Annotated in this window: 17 protein-coding genes and 1 pseudogene; 14 read left to right on the top strand and 4 right to left on the bottom strand. The window is 39.3% G+C overall.

The window, feature by feature from the left end:
- Window positions 1-206: 206 nt before the first annotated feature.
- On the bottom strand, window positions 207-1,283 hold the full coding sequence (locus LJY09_RS13975) for an LLM class flavin-dependent oxidoreductase (protein ID WP_154973055.1): 1,077 nt from the start codon (window positions 1,281-1,283) through the stop codon (window positions 207-209).
- A 319-nt stretch (window positions 1,284-1,602) separates the two neighbouring features.
- Between LJY09_RS13975 and LJY09_RS13970 the strand changes: the two genes are divergently transcribed.
- The 6 genes from LJY09_RS13970 to LJY09_RS13945 all read left to right on the top strand — a co-directional run bounded on the left by LJY09_RS13970 (window position 1,603) and on the right by LJY09_RS13945 (window position 6,626).
- Window positions 1,603-2,415 carry an amino acid ABC transporter substrate-binding protein gene (locus LJY09_RS13970; RefSeq protein WP_033579330.1) on the top strand — a complete coding sequence of 271 codons (813 nt, stop codon included), beginning with the start codon at window positions 1,603-1,605 and terminating at the stop codon, window positions 2,413-2,415.
- Window positions 2,416-2,568: 153 nt separating this feature from the next.
- Window positions 2,569-3,378, top strand: a complete 810-nt coding sequence (locus LJY09_RS13965; RefSeq protein WP_154973053.1) for an SRA domain-containing endonuclease — start codon at window positions 2,569-2,571, stop codon at window positions 3,376-3,378.
- 181 nt (window positions 3,379-3,559) lie between these two features.
- A complete protein-coding gene (locus LJY09_RS13960) occupies window positions 3,560-4,471 on the top strand; it encodes an NAD(P)/FAD-dependent oxidoreductase (protein ID WP_154973052.1) in 912 nt (303 codons plus the stop codon).
- Window positions 4,472-4,586: 115 nt separating this feature from the next.
- Window positions 4,587-4,865: a hypothetical protein gene (locus LJY09_RS13955; RefSeq protein WP_028412968.1), complete on the top strand. Its 279-nt coding sequence runs from the start codon at window positions 4,587-4,589 to the stop codon at window positions 4,863-4,865.
- A 252-nt stretch (window positions 4,866-5,117) separates the two neighbouring features.
- Window positions 5,118-6,119, top strand: a complete 1,002-nt coding sequence (locus LJY09_RS13950; protein ID WP_155010079.1) for a DUF3231 family protein — start codon at window positions 5,118-5,120, stop codon at window positions 6,117-6,119.
- Between the two features lie 159 nt (window positions 6,120-6,278).
- Window positions 6,279-6,626, top strand: a complete 348-nt coding sequence (locus tag LJY09_RS13945) for a DUF805 domain-containing protein (RefSeq protein WP_154973050.1) — start codon at window positions 6,279-6,281, stop codon at window positions 6,624-6,626.
- Between the two features lie 32 nt (window positions 6,627-6,658).
- Here the strand turns inward: LJY09_RS13945 and LJY09_RS13940 are convergent, their stop codons facing one another.
- Window positions 6,659-7,843, bottom strand: coding sequence for an iron-containing alcohol dehydrogenase (locus LJY09_RS13940; protein ID WP_154973049.1), 1,185 nt, complete (start codon window positions 7,841-7,843; stop codon window positions 6,659-6,661).
- 158 nt (window positions 7,844-8,001) lie between these two features.
- Here LJY09_RS13940 and LJY09_RS13935 point away from each other — a divergent pair, with 158 nt between their 5' ends.
- The 7 genes and pseudogenes from LJY09_RS13935 (at window position 8,002) to LJY09_RS13905 (ending at window position 14,445) form a co-directional block, all read left to right on the top strand.
- The gene (locus LJY09_RS13935; protein ID WP_228307254.1) at window positions 8,002-9,102 is read left to right on the top strand and encodes a sugar diacid recognition domain-containing protein; all 1,101 of its coding nucleotides are present in this window, start codon (window positions 8,002-8,004) and stop codon (window positions 9,100-9,102) included.
- A 126-nt stretch (window positions 9,103-9,228) separates the two neighbouring features.
- Complete coding sequence (locus tag LJY09_RS13930; RefSeq protein ID WP_228307253.1) at window positions 9,229-10,497, top strand: GntP family permease; 1,269 nt, start codon at window positions 9,229-9,231, stop codon at window positions 10,495-10,497.
- 20 nt (window positions 10,498-10,517) lie between these two features.
- Window positions 10,518-11,654 carry a glycerate kinase gene (locus LJY09_RS13925; RefSeq protein WP_228307252.1) on the top strand — a complete coding sequence of 379 codons (1,137 nt, stop codon included), beginning with the start codon at window positions 10,518-10,520 and terminating at the stop codon, window positions 11,652-11,654.
- Window positions 11,655-11,979: 325 nt separating this feature from the next.
- Complete coding sequence (locus LJY09_RS13920; protein WP_155010444.1) at window positions 11,980-12,873, top strand: alpha/beta fold hydrolase; 894 nt, start codon at window positions 11,980-11,982, stop codon at window positions 12,871-12,873.
- 134 nt (window positions 12,874-13,007) lie between these two features.
- A pseudogene (locus LJY09_RS13915) lies at window positions 13,008-13,678 on the top strand (HAD family hydrolase).
- A gap of 19 nt (window positions 13,679-13,697) precedes the next feature.
- Window positions 13,698-14,153 (top strand): GNAT family N-acetyltransferase, encoded by a 456-nt coding sequence (locus LJY09_RS13910; protein ID WP_228307251.1) that lies wholly within the window; start codon window positions 13,698-13,700, stop codon window positions 14,151-14,153.
- Between the two features lie 76 nt (window positions 14,154-14,229).
- Window positions 14,230-14,445 carry a DUF3951 domain-containing protein gene (locus tag LJY09_RS13905; protein ID WP_014459685.1) on the top strand — a complete coding sequence of 72 codons (216 nt, stop codon included), beginning with the start codon at window positions 14,230-14,232 and terminating at the stop codon, window positions 14,443-14,445.
- A gap of 55 nt (window positions 14,446-14,500) precedes the next feature.
- Here LJY09_RS13905 and LJY09_RS13900 read toward each other — a convergent pair whose 3' ends face one another.
- Window positions 14,501-15,283 carry a class I SAM-dependent methyltransferase gene (locus LJY09_RS13900; RefSeq protein WP_098999509.1) on the bottom strand — a complete coding sequence of 261 codons (783 nt, stop codon included), beginning with the start codon at window positions 15,281-15,283 and terminating at the stop codon, window positions 14,501-14,503.
- Between the two features lie 117 nt (window positions 15,284-15,400).
- On the opposite strand from LJY09_RS13900, the gene LJY09_RS13895 reads away from it, so the two are divergent.
- Window positions 15,401-15,826 (top strand): hypothetical protein, encoded by a 426-nt coding sequence (locus tag LJY09_RS13895; protein WP_141558874.1) that lies wholly within the window; start codon window positions 15,401-15,403, stop codon window positions 15,824-15,826.
- Window positions 15,827-15,855: 29 nt separating this feature from the next.
- Here LJY09_RS13895 and LJY09_RS13890 read toward each other — a convergent pair whose 3' ends face one another.
- Window positions 15,856-16,611, bottom strand: coding sequence for a hypothetical protein (locus tag LJY09_RS13890; RefSeq protein WP_098999510.1), 756 nt, complete (start codon window positions 16,609-16,611; stop codon window positions 15,856-15,858).
- Between the last annotated feature and the right edge of the window lie 321 nt (window positions 16,612-16,932).

Raw genomic sequence — 16,932 nt, 5'->3', positions numbered from 1 at the left:
AAAGTAATTTAGTTGAAGGGAAATCCGAACTAATTAAGATTCTTGATGGAGAATCCAATTAGTTCGGATTTTTTCATAGCGTGATTGTGAACGTGAATTTTATGTGTATAGGTTCTTCTAGCGCCGCCCGCGGAAAGCGAAGCCTTGCACGGAAATCAACGGCGGTGTCATAAGCGGTTCAGCTCATGTATCTGATTTGTTCGTCTTTAGATTGGATTGATTTCATTATGTCTCAATCTCTTTTTTTCATTTTCCCATACGCTGCTAGGAATTTCTTTTCGAAGAACAGGTGCAATATCACTTGCGAAGCGCTCTAGCTGTTCGCGCTGTTCCGCTTCGCTTAGACCGTCTACGCTGATGCTCAGCACTTCGTTTCCATAAGCGTTGTGATAATCTATTATTTTTTCAATGATTTGCTCCGGGCTTCCTACTAAAGCAGGACCGTGTTGAACGATATCTTCTAGTGACGTGAACGGCGATTGATTATGTTTCGCTGCCTCTGTATTGCTAAACGCGTTATAGTACGGGCGATAGCGGCGAATCGCTTCTTCCGTTGTATTAGAAATATATAGGCTGCTTGCCCCTGAACCGACGATAGCCTTGCTTGGGTCATGACCATAATAAGCGAAACGTTCGCGGTAATGGTCAATCAGCGCTTTATATTTAGCTTGAGGGTGAAAGGAGTTAGATGAAAATAGAGGCTCTCCGTATTTAGCCGCAAGTTCTGTAGACAGCGGGCTTGACGCGCTTCCATGCCAAACGGGAATAGAAGGCTGAAACGGTCGAGGCTGAGTCGTAACGTTAGTTAAAGGCGGACGATAACGGCCGCTCCACGTGACATTTTCTTCTGTCCAAAGCTGTTTCAAAAGAGTATATCTTTCAGCAAGAGATTCCCATTGTTCTTCTTCCGTAATGCCAAAAAGCGGATAATGACGCGGATCATTGCCTTTTCCGATAATCAGTTCAAGACGGCCACCCGACAGGTGATCGAGGGTGGCATAATCTTCAGCTACTCGTACAGGGTCTAAAATGCTTAGAACGGTAACGGTAGTAATGAGACGAATATGTGACGTTTTAGCAGCGATTGCACTTAAAACAACGGGAGGAGAAGAAGACAAAAAAGGAGCTCCGTGTCTTTCGCCGACTCCGTAAGCATCAAAACCTAATTTTTCTGCCAGTACTGCTTGATTTAACACATGCTGAAATTTTTCTTGAGCAGTTAATGTTTTTCCAGTAACCGGGTTTGGAATGTTTTGAATAAGGCTAAATAAAGCAAATTTCATACGTTTTACCTCCAAAAGATAAAATGGTGGACGACAATAAAAAAAGCAAACGTACACATATTGCCGTGTCCATTTGCCTCCAGTTGACTGGTAGATATGCAGTTTTATTGTTTTATTAGTTGTATCTTAAGCGGTAGACACTGAGCTGTCAAGATAATCTTTTTTTAAAACCTACTTGATTTATCGGTTAACTAGTATTATGATGTGAATAATCTTACACGAAGTAAGCCCACTGGTTAACCAGAGGCTCTTGATGAAGCAGATGCTTTATCAAGAGCCTCTTTTTATTACATAATAGAGGGATTCAGGGGAGGAACGTATGAAAAAATATTGGCTGTTTTTACTTTCAATTGTAGTAGCTGTGAGCGTGGCAGGATGCGGAACAAACGCATCTTCAAGTGCGGGAGAAAAGAAAGAAAAAGATGTTCAAACGATTGTTGTTGGAACGGGCACTCAGTTTCCTAACATTTGCTTTATTGATGATAAAGGCAAACTGACCGGTTATGATGTAGAAGTAGTAAGAGCGATCGACAAAGAGTTAAAGGATTATAAATTTGAATTTAAAACGATGGAATTTTCAAATCTGCTTCTTAGCTTAGAAAGTAATAAAATTGATATGATTGCTCATAACATGGCTCAGAACGCTGAGCGAAAGAAAAAGTTTTTATTTAATGATGAAACATATAATTATTCTCCGCTTTATGTAACAGTTCCTAAAACTCGAAATGATATTCATTCATTAAAAGATTTAGAAGGGAAAAAAATGATTGTAGGAGCTACAAGCAATGCGGCTGTCTATCTAGACAAATATAATAAAAAACACGGCAATAAAATCGATGTAGTTTACGCCGGTCAAGGTGCGGATGATGCTACCACTCAATTAAAAACAGGCCGAGCAGATGCTACGCTTGCGACGCCATTTTCCATCGATTTTAGCAATCAAGCGCTAAAATTTCAGCAAAAAACGGTTGGAGATATTGTGATTAATTCAAAAGTGTATTTTATGTTTAACAAAAAGGACGAAAAGTTAAAGTCAGAAGTTGACCAAGCGATTAAAAAACTGAAAAAAGACGGGACGTTAAAAAAACTCAGCACAAAATGGCTAGGAGAAGACTACACGGTGCAAAATTGACTATAGCAAAAAAAAGCAGCTGTCCATACAGCTGCTTTTTTTGCATGATATAAATCCAATAGATAGAAGAAACGATCTGCAAAGAAAACAAAAATTAGTGTATAGTAGAGCTATAAGTACTATAAAAGCAGGACCGCAGTAGGAGGCCATTCATTGATTACGGATTTACAGCGCGGAGATTTCTTTCAAAAAGGACATCGTTATCGCAGAAAACAAATTCATAAGCTTTATAAAGGACAGGAACAAAGCGAAATATCAACGCCAAAAGCGCATCCATATATTTTTATTTTCACAAAAGAAAGCGGAAGTGAATACGGTACAGGGCACGGATGGAACAAAGATAAAACCGCTTTTTTCTATACGGGGGAAGGCCAAAGAGGATCGATGCAGCTCATTAAAGGCAATAAAGCGCTTCGTGAACATTTTTTATCAGGAAAAGCCGTTTATTTGTTTCACTACGTGGAGCCAGGAGTGGTCGAGTTTGTTAATGAAGTGACGTATATCAATCATCAATTAGAAATTATGTGGGATTCAGACGGAGAGCTGCGTGAAGCCATTATTTTTGAACTTGAACGAAATTCCGTGATTGAGGAAAAAGCAGCACAGCTGGATGTTTCAGCTTATTCAACTGAACAGCTTCGTCATATGGCGTTAGGGAAAGAAAAAAAGACAAGTATTTATGAACAAACGGCAGCTCTTGGACAATATGTTCACAAACGCGCAGCGGGTATTTGTGAAGCCTGCGGAGAAAGTGCGCCGTTTATCGCAAAAGATGGAAGCTCCTTTTTGCAAATGTACTATCTTTCAAAGCTATCAGAGAGCGGACTCGCTAAGCCAATGGATGCTGCAGCACTATGTCCCAACTGTCATAGCCGTCTACGCTACGGGAAAGATAGTGAAGTATATAAAGAAGAGCTGATCACTAAAATTAATGAAAAAGAAGCAGGAAAGAAAAATGAGTAATATCGTCTTTTTTCATTTTATAAAAAACCGTCTCTAGGCAGGGTAGCTGCCGAGGCGGTTTTTTGTATGTAGAATGACTTCAAAAAATAAAGACAATAAAGCGTATAAAAATAATACAAAAACAGATAATGAGAAACTGAAGCTTTCGTTTAGAAAATAGTAAAAGCTGGGGTGATGTGCTGTGGCAGACAAGTATGACTGTGTCATTATAGGTGGAGGAATTGCAGGACTTCAAGCCGCTATTCAGCTTGGAAGATATAAGCGCAGTGTATTGGTTATTGATTCAAACGATGGACGTTCCAATCTCTGCAAGAATTATCAAAATATATTGGGATGGCCTGAGGGAATAAGCGGGCAAACTCTAAGAGAAACGGGAAGGCAGCAAGCAAAAAGCTACGGCATTCAATTTAAAGAAGATCGTGTCATACAGTGTCAAAAAGAAATAGATGGGTTTAACGTCATCACAAACTCTGCGAACTACGAAGCAGCTACTTTACTGTTTGCGACCGGAGTCGTAGATCTGATTCCTTCTGAACTTCGGCAAGAGCTATATCCTTGTATGGGAACAACCGTATATGTATGTCCCGACTGCGACGGATATGAAGTAAATAATAGAAGGGTATTAGTACTAGGGTCAGGAAAAGCAGGAGCCAGTTTATCTCTTACGTTAACATATTGGACAAATGACATTACGTACATTAATCATGACAAAAAAGAAATCGGACCTTTAGCAGATACCTTGATGCAAAAGGGAATTACCTATAAAGAAGCGGCAATAAAAAAAGTCATAGCTGAAGCAGAAATGTTAAAAGGCGTCATCCTCGAAAACAATGAATTTATTTATGGAGAAAGAGGTTTTTCAGCGTTCGGAGGAAATAAAGTTCGAACAGAATTAGCGCATGAGCTCGGAGCAGAACTCCTAGAAAATCAGCACATTATCGTAAATCCGCGTACAAAAGAAACAAATGTTTCAAGTGTGTGGGCAGCAGGAGACATTGTGGCTCATTCTGAACAAGTGACAGTAGCGATGGGAGAAGGTTTACAAGCCGCTATTTGGATACACAAACGCTTGTTAGAGCTTTATGAAAAATAATTGTTTTTTTATAAAAAAAGTTAAGATTGCATGTTTTGTTTCCTTTTTGTTAGGGAACTGGAAATAAAAGAGAGATAAAAAATGATTAAAAATGAGAAGAAGGAGTGGCAAAAAAGTGGTATATAGTCAAGCAGTAAGAAAACCTGAGTTTCAACAAGCGGAATCGGAAGGGTTAAATGAAGCCATTCACGAGTACATAACTCGTCGTACACGTCACAATGCACCGGTTGTGGATGCGCTTCGATATATTATGACCATTGAACATAAACATGAACGCATGCAGGTAGCAGCAGAACTGTTCGGAACAGCTATCCAGCGTGTAAAAGATCAAGATATTATTCAATATCTAAAAAAGTGCGGAAGTTACAAAAGAATTTCTGATACGACGGAATAAAACCGTTTTCTTTGAAAAAGCGCCTTGAATGGAAAGGGGCTTTTTTTGTTTCCTCCATTTAAAAGCAAGGGGAAATACATAGAATTCTTCCAGTTTGCGCATAGTAAATGAAGCAGAATTAATTGAGGAAGAGACAGAGTTTTGTATCTGATTACGTGAATGAACTTTAAAGTAAAATACAATCTTCACTTGTACAGATGCCGACTTTTGAATAAATAGAGCTCTATGTATCCCTAGCAGGAGGTTTAGTGTATGAGTCAAGAAATACCCTTAAGTTCAAGTGAAATTGCTACTCTTTGGATGACCTATCAGCAAAAGACAATGGTCCGAAGAATCTTAGAATATTTTATTGCACACGCAGAAGATGACGGGGCAAAAGAAATTATGCAAGATACGTATACCCAAGTGGTGAACTACATTGAAGATATCAAAAAAATTTTACAGAATGAAGGGGCAGCCATACCGGTAGGATACACAGGAAAAGACGTAAATGTCGATGTTCCTAAGCTTTATGATAAGATGTTTGATATTATGTTTCTTCGCCTTTTAAAAGAAATTAGCATGGGGCTACATACGCTTCATTTAACCATGTCCTACAGAAAAGACATGATTTCACTATATAAAGAGCTTACCGCTTTCACGCAAAGTGGCTATGACAAATGTGTAGATTATCTTCAGGAAAAAAACGTGCTTCCAAGACCTCCAGCTGTTTCAGTACCTAAAACAGTGAAGTTTGCCGAAGGCACAGATTACATGAATGGAATCCATTTGTTTTCGAGTAAACGTGCATTAAATACTGTAGAGGTAGCACATATTTATTATGCAATTGAAAGCAACGTTCTTGGCATGCAAATGATTACAGGGTTCGCTCAAGTAGCAAATGAACCTGAAGTGAAGAAGTACTTTGTAAAAGGAAAAGAGCTGGCTAAAAAAGTTGTAAGTGATTATAGCAAAATTCTTCTAGAGAGCGATATCCAGACGCCTGCGACGTGGGGTGCGAAAGCGACCGAGTCAAAAATAGCGCCTTTTTCAGATAAACTAATGATGTACTGCGTGAGTTTATTCTGCAGTTTCGGGCTGGGAAGCAACGCTTTAGGCACTGCCTTTAGTTTGCGTGGAGATCTTCCTCTTACACTTGTCAGTACGGCCAAAGACATTTTAACATACGGGCAAGACGGGGGGAAAATCATGGCCAAAAACGGATGGCTTGAGGAACCGCCAAGTATGGAAGACCGAAATGATTTGATTAAATAGAAAGATCATAATACATCAAGAAAACTTCTTTTTTAAAAGAAGTTTTTTCTTTTGGATAAAAATGTCGTTATTTGTTCATTTAACGGTTTGTTTTTTGAATAAAAAGGATATATAAACTATAAATTTACAATTATATGATAAAAAAGGAGGGTTTTGCAGATGGAATGGTACATAAAGGTGTTAAAAAATTACGGGGTATTTTCTGGTCGAGCAAGCCGAACTGAATACTGGATGTTTGTGTTAGTTAACTTTGTTATTTCGTGTATTCTTTCGTTCCTTCAGTTCGTTATTGATAAGCCTCTTTTTCTGCCGGTTATCTATTCGTTATTGGTTGCAGTCCCATCGTTAGCGGTAGGAGCAAGAAGACTCCACGATACGGGAAAAAGCGGATGGTGGCAGCTTATTACATTGGTTCCACTTATCGGCGGTATTTGGCTAATTGTGTTATTCTGCCAGCCTAGCGATCCAAAAGAAAATCGTTTTGGTACAACGGCCAAAGCAGCATAAATAGAACTCCCCCTTATATAAGGGGGAGTTTTTTAGTGCACAGGTTCCACTATAGCTCCATCATAAGCCGATTGGTAAATGGCTCGTATGTCTTTTTCATGAAGAGGTAAAGGACTGCGAGCAAGAATTCGTTTTTGCTGGACGCCATCTTCTGTCAGCCTTTGAAGGGCACTTTCTGGAATATCAAATCCGCGAAGGGTTTGAGGAATGCCGACGTCTTTAACAAGTGACTGCAGTTGTTTTACACACTGATAAGAAGCTTTCTCTTCTGATAAAGAAGTAGCGTTTCCGCCTAGTGCTTCAAAAATATCCCGCATCTTTGTCACGCAGCTGCTGCGGATATAGCCCATAACGTATGGAAGCAGTACGGCGTTTGATTCACCGTGAGAAATATGAAACTGTCCACCTAATGGATATGCAAGTGCATGAACACCAGCAACACCAGCGTTAAAAAAAGCGAGACCTGCTAAATAGCTTCCGTAGCTCATCTGAGTTCGCGCTTCTTTATCTTCGCCATTTTCTACAGCTGTTCTTAAAGAAGAGCTGATCATGCGTATAGCCTTTAGGGCTAAGGCGTCCGTTACTGGATTTGCATTTACCGATACATAAGCCTCAACGGCATGAGTTAATGCATCAATCCCTGTAGCCGCCGTTACTTTAGAAGGAACGCTCAGCGTAAGCTCGGGATCTACAATGGCGGCGTCCGCAAGCAAATGGTCGTGGGTCACGACGTCTTTGCTGCTTTCAAGAGATAATACAGAAATATTCGTTACCTCTGAGCCTGTGCCGGAGGTCGTAGGAATTAAAATTTTTGGAAGCCCTTTTTCCGTAATTTGTTTCGTGCCAGTTAAGTTCAAATATTCTTCTACAGCTCCGTCATGAACGGCTAAAACGGCCGTAAGCTTTGCTAAATCTAATGCGCTACCGCCGCCAACGCCAATGACTAAATCATACTTTCGGCTTTTTGCGTAAGATACGAGTTTTTCACCAAGTGCTAAGGGCGGCTCTGGTGCCGTATCTGCGTATACATCTACTTCGTATCCATTTTGGATAAGAGGAGCACTCACTTTATCGACAAGTCCAATGTCTTTTAACACGGGATCTGTGACGATTAAAATATGAGCAGGGTCATATTTTTTTACTTCCGGAAGCAGTTGCTGAAGTGATCCCCATCCTGTATAGCTAAGAGGGGTAAAAACTAGTTTTGACACAGTCATTCTTTTATCCTCCTATAGGCACTGTTTTGTTGGCGGTTTCAAAGATGTGGTTTTGCTTCTACGTATATTATAATGAAGTATCGCAAATTTTTCATTGAATGCAAATTAGCCGTCACGAAAAAATTGAGCTTTACTTCACAGAGGCAAAGGATGGGGAAATGTTGAGATACGTAACAAAAGAATTAGCTCAGAAAATTGTTTGTAGAACGATGGAAATTATTGATTGCAACATTAACGTGATGAACGAAAAAGGAGTCATTATTGGTTCTGGTGACAAAAAGCGAATGGACCAAATTCACGAAGGAGCGCTAATGGTATTAAAAAGCGGCAGTTCTTACGAAATTACTCAGCAGGAGGCTGACACGCTGCGCGGAGCCAAACCGGGCGTGAATTTGCCTATTTTCTTTAACGGAGAAATTGTTGGAGTCGTGGGATTAACAGGACTGCCAGAGCAGATTCGTAATTACGGAAAGCTCGTGCGTATGGCTGCTGAAATGATTTTTCAAGAAATGATTTTAATAGAGGAAATTCAGTGGGATGAACGATTAAAAGAAGAGCTGGTTCATCAGCTTCTTCAACAAGAAGAGCCGCTGGATTCCTTATTTTTTGAACGAGCGAATCGGTTTAATATTAACTTATACCTTCCAAGAATGGCACTAATTATTAAAGCTGAAAATCGCCATGAAGTTATGAAGGTTGTAAAGAAATACATAGCTAATAATGATCTATACGCTATGCTTCCAGACGGAGTGGTTCTATTAAAATCTATAGAAGCCGGCAGCGCTAGCAGCTATGCTGAACAGCTGGAAAAGCAGCTTCGTGCGTCTGATTGCCTTTATAAATTATCTGCAGGATCTGTTCAAGCTGACTTTAAAGGCCTTCATGTATCGTATCAGCAGGCAAAAGATACGCTTTCGGTTGGTTCGAAGCTTCATCAAGAAGCTGATTTCTACTGCTATTCGGATTATCAAATTCCCGTACTGTTACGTCAACGCGCCGGTTTTCAAGAAAATCATGATCTGTTGCAATACTATGAAAAGCTTAAGGAATATGATAAGAAAAAAGAGCTTATCGAAACGTTAACGATCTACATAGAAGAAAATGGCGAAGGAAGCACGGCAGCTAAAAAGCTTTTTATTCATCGAAATACGCTAAGCTACCGTTTAGATAAAATTCAAGATATTACGGGAAAAGATCCAAGGAAAGTAAAAGACCTTCTTGAACTATATGTAGCCATGCTGCTATCTAAAATTTCATAATTGTGCACGTGCATAAAAGATCTTGCGATAGCAAGGTCTTTTTCTGTTGAAGTGACTAATGAAAGAATATTAGATAGCGCTTACAATTTACTTTAGGGACAGGAGAAACAAGAAAGGGGATGCTTTATGGACGTTCAAGTAAGCGCATTAGGCGCTATTTGTGCATTAGTAATTGCTATTATATTAATCTTAAAGAAAGTGGCTCCAGCATACGGAATGATAGCCGGAGCTTTAATTGGAGGACTGATTGGCGGAGTTAATATCGCTGATACCGTTAATTTAATGATTGAAGGAGCGCAAGGCATCATTCCTGCAGTGCTGCGAATTCTTGCAGCTGGGGTATTGGCCGGGGTATTAATAGAATCAGGTGCTGCAGCGGTTATAGCAGAAACCATTGTGAAAAAACTCGGGGAAACAAAAGCACTTTTAGCTCTAGCGCTAGCCACACTTATTCTAACCACAGTAGGCGTGTTTGTTGATGTTGCTGTGATCACAGTAGCCCCTATTGCTTTAGCTATTGCGAAACGTACGGGTATGTCAAAGCCTGCTATTTTACTAGCAATGATCGGAGGAGGAAAGGCAGGGAATTTAATGTCTCCTAATCCTAACGCCATTGCTGCTTCAGATGCATTTAATATTCCGCTTACATCCGTAATGGCCGCAGGGATTATTCCCGCTATATTCGGCGTAGCAGCTACTTATGTAGTAGCCAAACGATTAGTGAAAAAAGGAACAATGGTTCAAGCTGAAGAAATAGATACAGTGGATGCAAGCAGCTTGCCGCTGTTTTTAACAGCCATCATAGCGCCAATCGTTACCATCGTCCTGCTGGCGCTGCGTCCGCTTTTTGATCTTAATGTTGATCCGATGGTTGCTCTTCCTGCAGGAGGGATTGTTGGTGCCATTGTGATGAAAAAAGGAAAACAGCTTAATACATACGCTATTTCAGGGTTAGGGAAAATGTCAGGTGTAGCCATTATGCTGCTTGGAACGGGGACATTAGCAGGAATCATTGCTAACTCTCAGCTAAAAGACGTGATCATTCAAGGCTTGTCTGCCATTGGGTTGCCTGCTTATGTTTTAGCACCGGTTTCAGGTATTTTTATGTCAGCCGCAACGGCTTCGACAACGGCAGGAACAGCAGTCGCAAGCCAAGTTTTTGGATCGACGATTTTAGAGCTAGGCGTTTCTGCTTTAGCCGGAGCTGCTATGGTTCATGCTGGAGCAACCGTACTTGATCACCTCCCCCACGGAAGCTTTTTCCACGCAACGGGCGGAAGTGTAAATATGAAAATAAAAGAACGTTTAAAATTAATCCCTTATGAATCGCTGATTGGACTCATTATGGCAATTGTATCCACGCTTATATTTGGTGTATTAAAGCTATACGGGTAAAAACAAAAAGGAGTGTTTCTATGAAAATTGTGATTGCACCTGATTCATTTAAAGAAAGCTTAACGGCTCTGCATGTTTGTGAAGCGGTTGAAAAAGGAATAAAAGCTCATTTTCCAGACGCGGAGATTAGTAAAGTACCTATGGCAGACGGAGGAGAAGGAACTGTTCAGTCGCTTGTAGACGCAACGGGTGGAGAGATTATACAAGCGCGAGTAACCGGACCTTTAGGTAAAGAGGTGGAAGCTTTTTACGGAATTCTTGGAGACGGCAACACGGCTGTTATTGAAATGGCAGCCGCTTCAGGTCTTCATCATGTCCCTTTCGATAAACGAAACCCGCTTATCACAACAACGCGAGGAACCGGCGAGCTCATTCTTAAAGCGTTAGATTACAAAGTAAAGCATATCATCATTGGCATCGGAGGAAGTGCTACAAATGATGGAGGAACCGGTATGGCAAAAGCTTTAGGGGCAAAGCTTCTTGATGCTAACGGAGCAGAAATAAAAGAAGGAGGAGGCAGTTTAGCTCAGTTAGCCTCTATCGATCTGACAAACTTGGATTCTCGGCTTGCTGAAGTCAAAGTAGAAGTGGCGTGCGACGTAGACAATCCGTTAACGGGTGAAACCGGAGCATCCGCCGTATTTGGCCCTCAAAAAGGGGCAAATACGGATATGGTTAAACAGCTTGACCGTAATCTAGCTCATTACGCAGCAGTTATTGAAAAAGAAATGGATATTCATATTCAAAGTATTCCTGGTGCCGGAGCGGCAGGAGGACTAGGAGGCGGCCTGCTGGCATTTTTATCTGCGGAGTTAAAGCCAGGTGTAGACATAGTCATTAAAGCAACTGAGCTAGAAAGCTATATTAAGAATGCTGATCTTGTCATTACCGGTGAAGGAAGAATAGATGGTCAAACCATTTACGGGAAAACCCCCATTGGCGTAGCCAAAACAGCAAAAAAGCATAGCGTTCCGGTGATAGCGATAGCAGGGAGCATTGGAACGGGAAGCGAAGCTGTATATGAACATGGTATTTCTGCGTTATTCAGCGTCGTGCCCGGAGCGGTCGATCTGTCAGAAGCGCTGGAAAAAGCGAGTGAAAACATTGAAAGAACGGCTAAAAACGTAGCGTCAGTTATACGCTTAGGCATCAAGTGAAGAAGTTACAGTTTTTATTGTTCTCTTTTTAATAAATAGTAAAAGGTCTCTTCCATAAGAAGAGGCCTTTTTTTCGTTTAGTGCTGAAGTAAGCTGCTATCATTCTTTTAAATTTTATATAGGAAATAGAACTAAACATTTTCTAAAGCGTCATAGTAAGTAAGCAGTTCCAAAGATTCTCTAGCATTCTCGTCGGCTTACTAACTGCTACTTACGGAAAGGAGAGGTAAACGTGCAAAAAAAGTTTAGGTTCTTGAGAATTTTACGAAACATGATAGTAGCTATTTTAGGGATATGCATCATTTGGGTTGTAACGAATCAAGTAATGACGGCAGTAGAAAAGAAAAAGTACCCGCCTATTGGTCAATTAGTAGAGGTTAATGGCAGAGATATTCATGTATATACAAAAGGTAAAGGGGAAAATACGATTGTACTACTAACCGGCCTAGGAACGACTGCGCCTGCACTGGATTTTGAACCTTTAGTAAATGAACTGTCGAAGGATAATAAAGTTGTGGTAGTAGAACCATTTGGATACGGATGGAGTGACACTACGAATAAAAAACGTACGGTAGAAAATAGTGTAAGCGAAATGAGAGAAGCTTTGCAAAAATCGAATATAAAGGGTCCGTATATATTAATGCCGCATTCAGTTTCTGGCGTGTACAGCATGTATTACGCTAATAAATATCCAGATGAAGTAAAAGCAATTATTGGAATAGACCCTACGTTGCCAAAAGCGCCGGATTATTTTAAAGAAGAAACGCCGAATATACCAAGTTTGATGAGTGTTTTAGCGCCAAGTGGACTTGCGCGCTTAGCCCTGCTTACTAGTCCTAATCAGTATCTACCGCTAGCCGAAGAAGGAACGTATACAGCAAAAAATTTAAAAATGACAAAAGCAATCTCCAGCTGGAAAGGCTACAACAAAAACGTCATTGATGAAGCAAAAGAGCTGAACAACAATATAAATAAAACTCTCGATATGTCGTTTCCTTCAAAAATGCCCGTAATGATTTTTACTAGAAAAATAGATAAAGAAGCAAAAGAAGGAAAATCAAATATTACGTTTTACCAAAATCAATTAAGTCACGTATTGTCGCAAAAACTAGTTGTTTTACAAGGTCATCACTATTTACACTGGACGAAGTACAGAGAAATAAGCAAATATGTAAATGATTTTATAGATACATCTATTAATTCAAGTACAAGGAAATAAAGGATATAAGAAAAAGGAGTCCAAACAAGAGGTCTCCTTTTTTATAGGAAAGAATTAAATCTAGTTAGCTGTCTAGCTATAAATGTTATAATTAACCAATCGCTGGAATGATTTATATATAAAGGAGGAAAATCATGATTAAAGCCGTCATTTTTGATTTAGATGGGACACTATTAGACCGAGACAGTTCACTAAAGCTTTTTATTCAAGATCAGTACGAGAGATATAGTGAAGAACTAGCACTCATACCGAAGCAAGAGTACACATCTAGATTTATTGAGTTAGATCAAAAAGGCTACGTATGGAAAGATAAAGTATATGAGCAGCTTTTGAACGAATATGATCTTTCGAATCTGACGTGGGAGGAGATGCTAGATGATTACCTTCACTATTTTCCAGCTCACTGCGTTCCGTTTTTACATATGGAGGATGTACTAAAAGAGCTAAAGAAAAAAGGGTTGTTACTAGGCATGATCACAAATGGTTTTACGGACTTTCAGTGGATGAATATTAAGGCGCTTGGAATTGATCACTATTTTGATACCATACTTGTTTCCGAACAAGAAGGCATTAAAAAACCGCATAAAGATATCTTTTTGCGAGCATTAAAAGCGCTTGATGTGTCGGCTGAAGAAAGTGTATACATCGGGGATCATCCAGAAAATGATGTGCTTGGCGCAAGAGGCGCGGGCATGCATGCTGTATGGAAAAAGGCGCTTTCTTTGACGGAAGTTTCAAAGATTCGTATGTAATAGAGAATTTAAAAGAGGTGTTAAACGTTATTAATGAGTTTCAAGAATGCTGATGTGAAAAGGAGAAACACGATGAAAACCGAAGTTCGTCTATTGACTGATGAAGATCTTAAAGAAGCAGCAATCATCTATACAAACGTTTTTAGCGTCCGGCCTTGGAATGAACCTTGGAGTATAAACACTGCTTATGCCCGTTTATACGATATCAGTAAAACTCCAGGTTACATAGGGATAGGTTACTTTCATAGTGAAAACAATAAACTCACAGGATTTATAGTAGGAAATGAAGAACAGTGGGCGAACTATAAGACGTTTTATGTAAATGAAATTTGTGTGTTAAGCAGCACTCAGCAAACTGGCATAGGAACGAGTCTTTTATCTTTCCTTAACGAGTTACTTATACAAAAAGAAGTGAAAGAAGTCTATGTGTCTACTGAAAGAGGCCAAGGCAAACCAGAACGTTTCTTTGAAAAAAACGGTTTTGCAACTGATGAATCTCGTATACTGATGGCGGTAAATGTAGATTGAATATAAGTGAATGGGTGTAAGGTATCCGTTTTGTTGTTCCAGGAGGAACGGTTTATAAAGCAGGAGGAAATAATTTATGATTTTTTCGCTACTAGTTTTAGCCGCTATTTTAATGGTGAGTATTCCGTTGATGATTATTATGATTAAAACGGTGTGGCATCGAAAGCTTCCCCGTAATTACTATACGCCGTTTGATTATCTTGCTGCACAAACAGAAGAAGAGTTTCACGAAGCGCAAAATGAACGAGAAATAGAAGAAAAAGAAGGAGATGCCAAAAGAAGAAAAAGCTAAGGTGATATGTGTATCCTTCTTTGTAATACTAGAAATAAACAGGCTATAAACCGTGTTAAGGAGTGGAATTGACTCTTTGTTTTTTACAAACGTAAATCATTTGGGTGCTTTGGTTGGTCAAAGCGCTCTTTTTCCAATCTCCGTAGACGCTCGTAATCATAAATCCGCTACGTGTTAAAAGATGCGCCATTTCTTGCGGGAACGTGTAGCGTAAATCTATTTTCGTTGTTATTTCTTTTATGATTGTTTTATCGTAATCTCTTATCTTTCTAGTGGTGAGGTTATGCTGAATTTGCTTGATGGCGTCATAGTGGCTGTTTATGTAGACGTCTGTTGTATATCCGGTGTCGGAATCTTGATAGCTTTTCCAATACTCTTCGGCGTCTGTTGACGTTAGCTCTTCTATAGAAGGAAAACGTATTCCAACAATAAAGGTTCCACCTTCGTTCAAATGCGTATGAACGCTTCTTAAAAAGGCGTGCTGCTCTTCATTTGTTAGAAAATGCTGAAATGAATTTCCTACGATATAAATAAAGTCGCTTTTTACTTTTAAGTCGAGTTTAGTACAGTCTTGTTCCACCCATTTAACAGATAGCTTCAAAGCCTCGGCTTTCTTCTGCGCTTCTTGCAGCATAGGTGGATGAATATCTACTCCAATCAGTGAATGTCCCGCTTGTGCTAATGGAATAGTTGCGCGCCCTGTACCACAGGCTAAGTCAAGGATCATTCCGCGTTTGTTAGCTGCTTCTGTTAGTAAAAAAGCAATGTCTTCTGTATACTGCTCATTTTCATCATCGTATAAAAGAGGGTTATTATATTCGTCTAAATTTGTTAACATAAAGGCTGGCCTCCGTGTAGGCGTATTTTTACATAATTATAGCAAATAAGGTTCCTAATGTTCTTACAAACATAGAGAAATGGAGTGGTAAATAATTTGGAGTATCTATATTCTTTTATGATTAGAAAAATAGCGGTGGGATTTGTCGTCGTGAAGGTTTGGACTTTATGCGTATTCTTAGCTGCTGTATCTATTATTTTCAGCTATATAGATCGGTGGCTGCATTTGGATCTTAACCTGCCAGTATTTGATATTCCTACTCGATTTGGTGATTTTAGTTGGATGGGTAAAGTAATAGCACTGCTCATTTTGCTTTCCGCTGTAATTGAATTAGCCGTGAACGTTTCAATTAAAAAAACAAGTAAAAAACGTGAACCTATGTTTTCAGCGCTCTACCATTTAATTGCTGTATGCTCATTGGTGTTCACGTTAGGAAGACTAGTCGCTTTATTTTTTATTGCTGCTTTTATTTCAGAACGAATTTTTATGAGGGCAGGGCTGCGTAATAAAGCATCAAATATCGCCCGAAATAAAGAGGCTTAAATTACAAAAAGAAAGAGGCAAAACTAGTTTCAGCTCTTTCTTTTTACAGCCCAATCCTCCACAATTTCCGTGAATTCATCTAGGTGTTCTTCAAATATCCGTTTTCGATGTCCGTTTGCTCCGGATGGATGAGGAAAGCCAAATAAATACGTATGCCGAGAAAACGAAGGTTCACGCGAAAGTTTTCTTAAAACATTTTCAACTGCTTTTCCTAGCGGAATGATTAAACATGGATTCTTTATTTCGCTCAATTCATGCGTGAACACTTCAAAAGCATAGTGTGAAAGAAGCGCTGATCGTTCAATTGGCGGCTGATGACCCGTATAGTTTTTTCCTTTGTAAAACACAGGATACTTTAATACGGACGTGGTATGCAGCATATCTCGCTGTGAAGCAAATAACTCAGCGGCACTGTCTATATCGATCGCTTTTTGAACGCCGCATCGATCTAACATGTCTATTAAATTTACTCTCATCGTTCCGCTAAAGCTAGCGGATTTTTTTGTTTCGTACAGTACTTGTTCAAGCGGATGATGATGGGACAGGCTGGAAACGCATTGTTTAAAAGCGGTTTTCATTTGAAACCAGCCTGGTGTGATGCCGGCAATAATAATATGAGCGTCTGGATTTATGTAATCGTTATGGGGTGAGTAGTACATGCTTAGTTCCTTTTCTTGACCGATTAAAAAGTCTTTTTGCAACAGCTGTTCTTTCGTGAAATTCATGTTATGCAATTGTTGAAGGGCAGGCAGACATTGTTGAAAATAAGAATGTTTGCTAATCATATGCGCTCTCTTTCCTTATCAGTATTTCTTCTTTTATTTTCCCCAACAAACCGTTTTATATCAAATATGAACAAATTCTTATAAAAATTAATATTTACTAAAAGTTTACTTAAGTTTTAGTGCGGTTTGATAAAAACAAGGCAGTGGTAGCGGCTTTTTTGTCACTTTAACGGCGAAACTAACAAAAGAAATGAAGAATTTTGGAGAATATTTTAATAAATTTACTGAAATTTTAAAATTATTTATTGAAAGCGTTTTATTAATGTGCTATTCTTCCAATATAAGAGATAAATATTTAGTAAAAATAGAAGATTATAATAG

Origin of the sequence: Priestia sp. J2, assembly GCF_020790095.1 — a bacterium.
GTDB lineage: Bacteria > Bacillota > Bacilli > Bacillales > Bacillaceae_H > Priestia > Priestia zanthoxyli.
Note: the sequence above shows the minus strand (reverse complement) of the source record. Positions and strands in the feature narration are given on the sequence as shown.

What these genes read in the sequence shown, in the direction of transcription:
- LJY09_RS13975 (WP_154973055.1), bottom strand. Translation starts at nt 1,283, where the DNA reads ATGAAATTTGCTTTATTTAGCCTTATTCAAAACATTCCAAACCCGGTT.
- LJY09_RS13970 (WP_033579330.1), top strand. Translation starts at nt 1,603, where the DNA reads ATGAAAAAATATTGGCTGTTTTTACTTTCAATTGTAGTAGCTGTGAGC.
- LJY09_RS13950 (WP_155010079.1), top strand. Translation starts at nt 5,118, where the DNA reads ATGAGTCAAGAAATACCCTTAAGTTCAAGTGAAATTGCTACTCTTTGG.
- LJY09_RS13945 (WP_154973050.1), top strand. Translation starts at nt 6,279, where the DNA reads ATGGAATGGTACATAAAGGTGTTAAAAAATTACGGGGTATTTTCTGGT.
- LJY09_RS13940 (WP_154973049.1), bottom strand. Translation starts at nt 7,843, where the DNA reads ATGACTGTGTCAAAACTAGTTTTTACCCCTCTTAGCTATACAGGATGG.
- LJY09_RS13935 (WP_228307254.1), top strand. Translation starts at nt 8,002, where the DNA reads ATGTTGAGATACGTAACAAAAGAATTAGCTCAGAAAATTGTTTGTAGA.
- LJY09_RS13930 (WP_228307253.1), top strand. Translation starts at nt 9,229, where the DNA reads ATGGACGTTCAAGTAAGCGCATTAGGCGCTATTTGTGCATTAGTAATT.
- LJY09_RS13925 (WP_228307252.1), top strand. Translation starts at nt 10,518, where the DNA reads ATGAAAATTGTGATTGCACCTGATTCATTTAAAGAAAGCTTAACGGCT.
- LJY09_RS13920 (WP_155010444.1), top strand. Translation starts at nt 11,980, where the DNA reads ATGACGGCAGTAGAAAAGAAAAAGTACCCGCCTATTGGTCAATTAGTA.
- LJY09_RS13910 (WP_228307251.1), top strand. Translation starts at nt 13,698, where the DNA reads ATGAAAACCGAAGTTCGTCTATTGACTGATGAAGATCTTAAAGAAGCA.
- LJY09_RS13905 (WP_014459685.1), top strand. Translation starts at nt 14,230, where the DNA reads ATGATTTTTTCGCTACTAGTTTTAGCCGCTATTTTAATGGTGAGTATT.
- LJY09_RS13900 (WP_098999509.1), bottom strand. Translation starts at nt 15,283, where the DNA reads ATGTTAACAAATTTAGACGAATATAATAACCCTCTTTTATACGATGAT.
- LJY09_RS13895 (WP_141558874.1), top strand. Translation starts at nt 15,401, where the DNA reads ATGATTAGAAAAATAGCGGTGGGATTTGTCGTCGTGAAGGTTTGGACT.
- LJY09_RS13890 (WP_098999510.1), bottom strand. Translation starts at nt 16,611, where the DNA reads ATGATTAGCAAACATTCTTATTTTCAACAATGTCTGCCTGCCCTTCAA.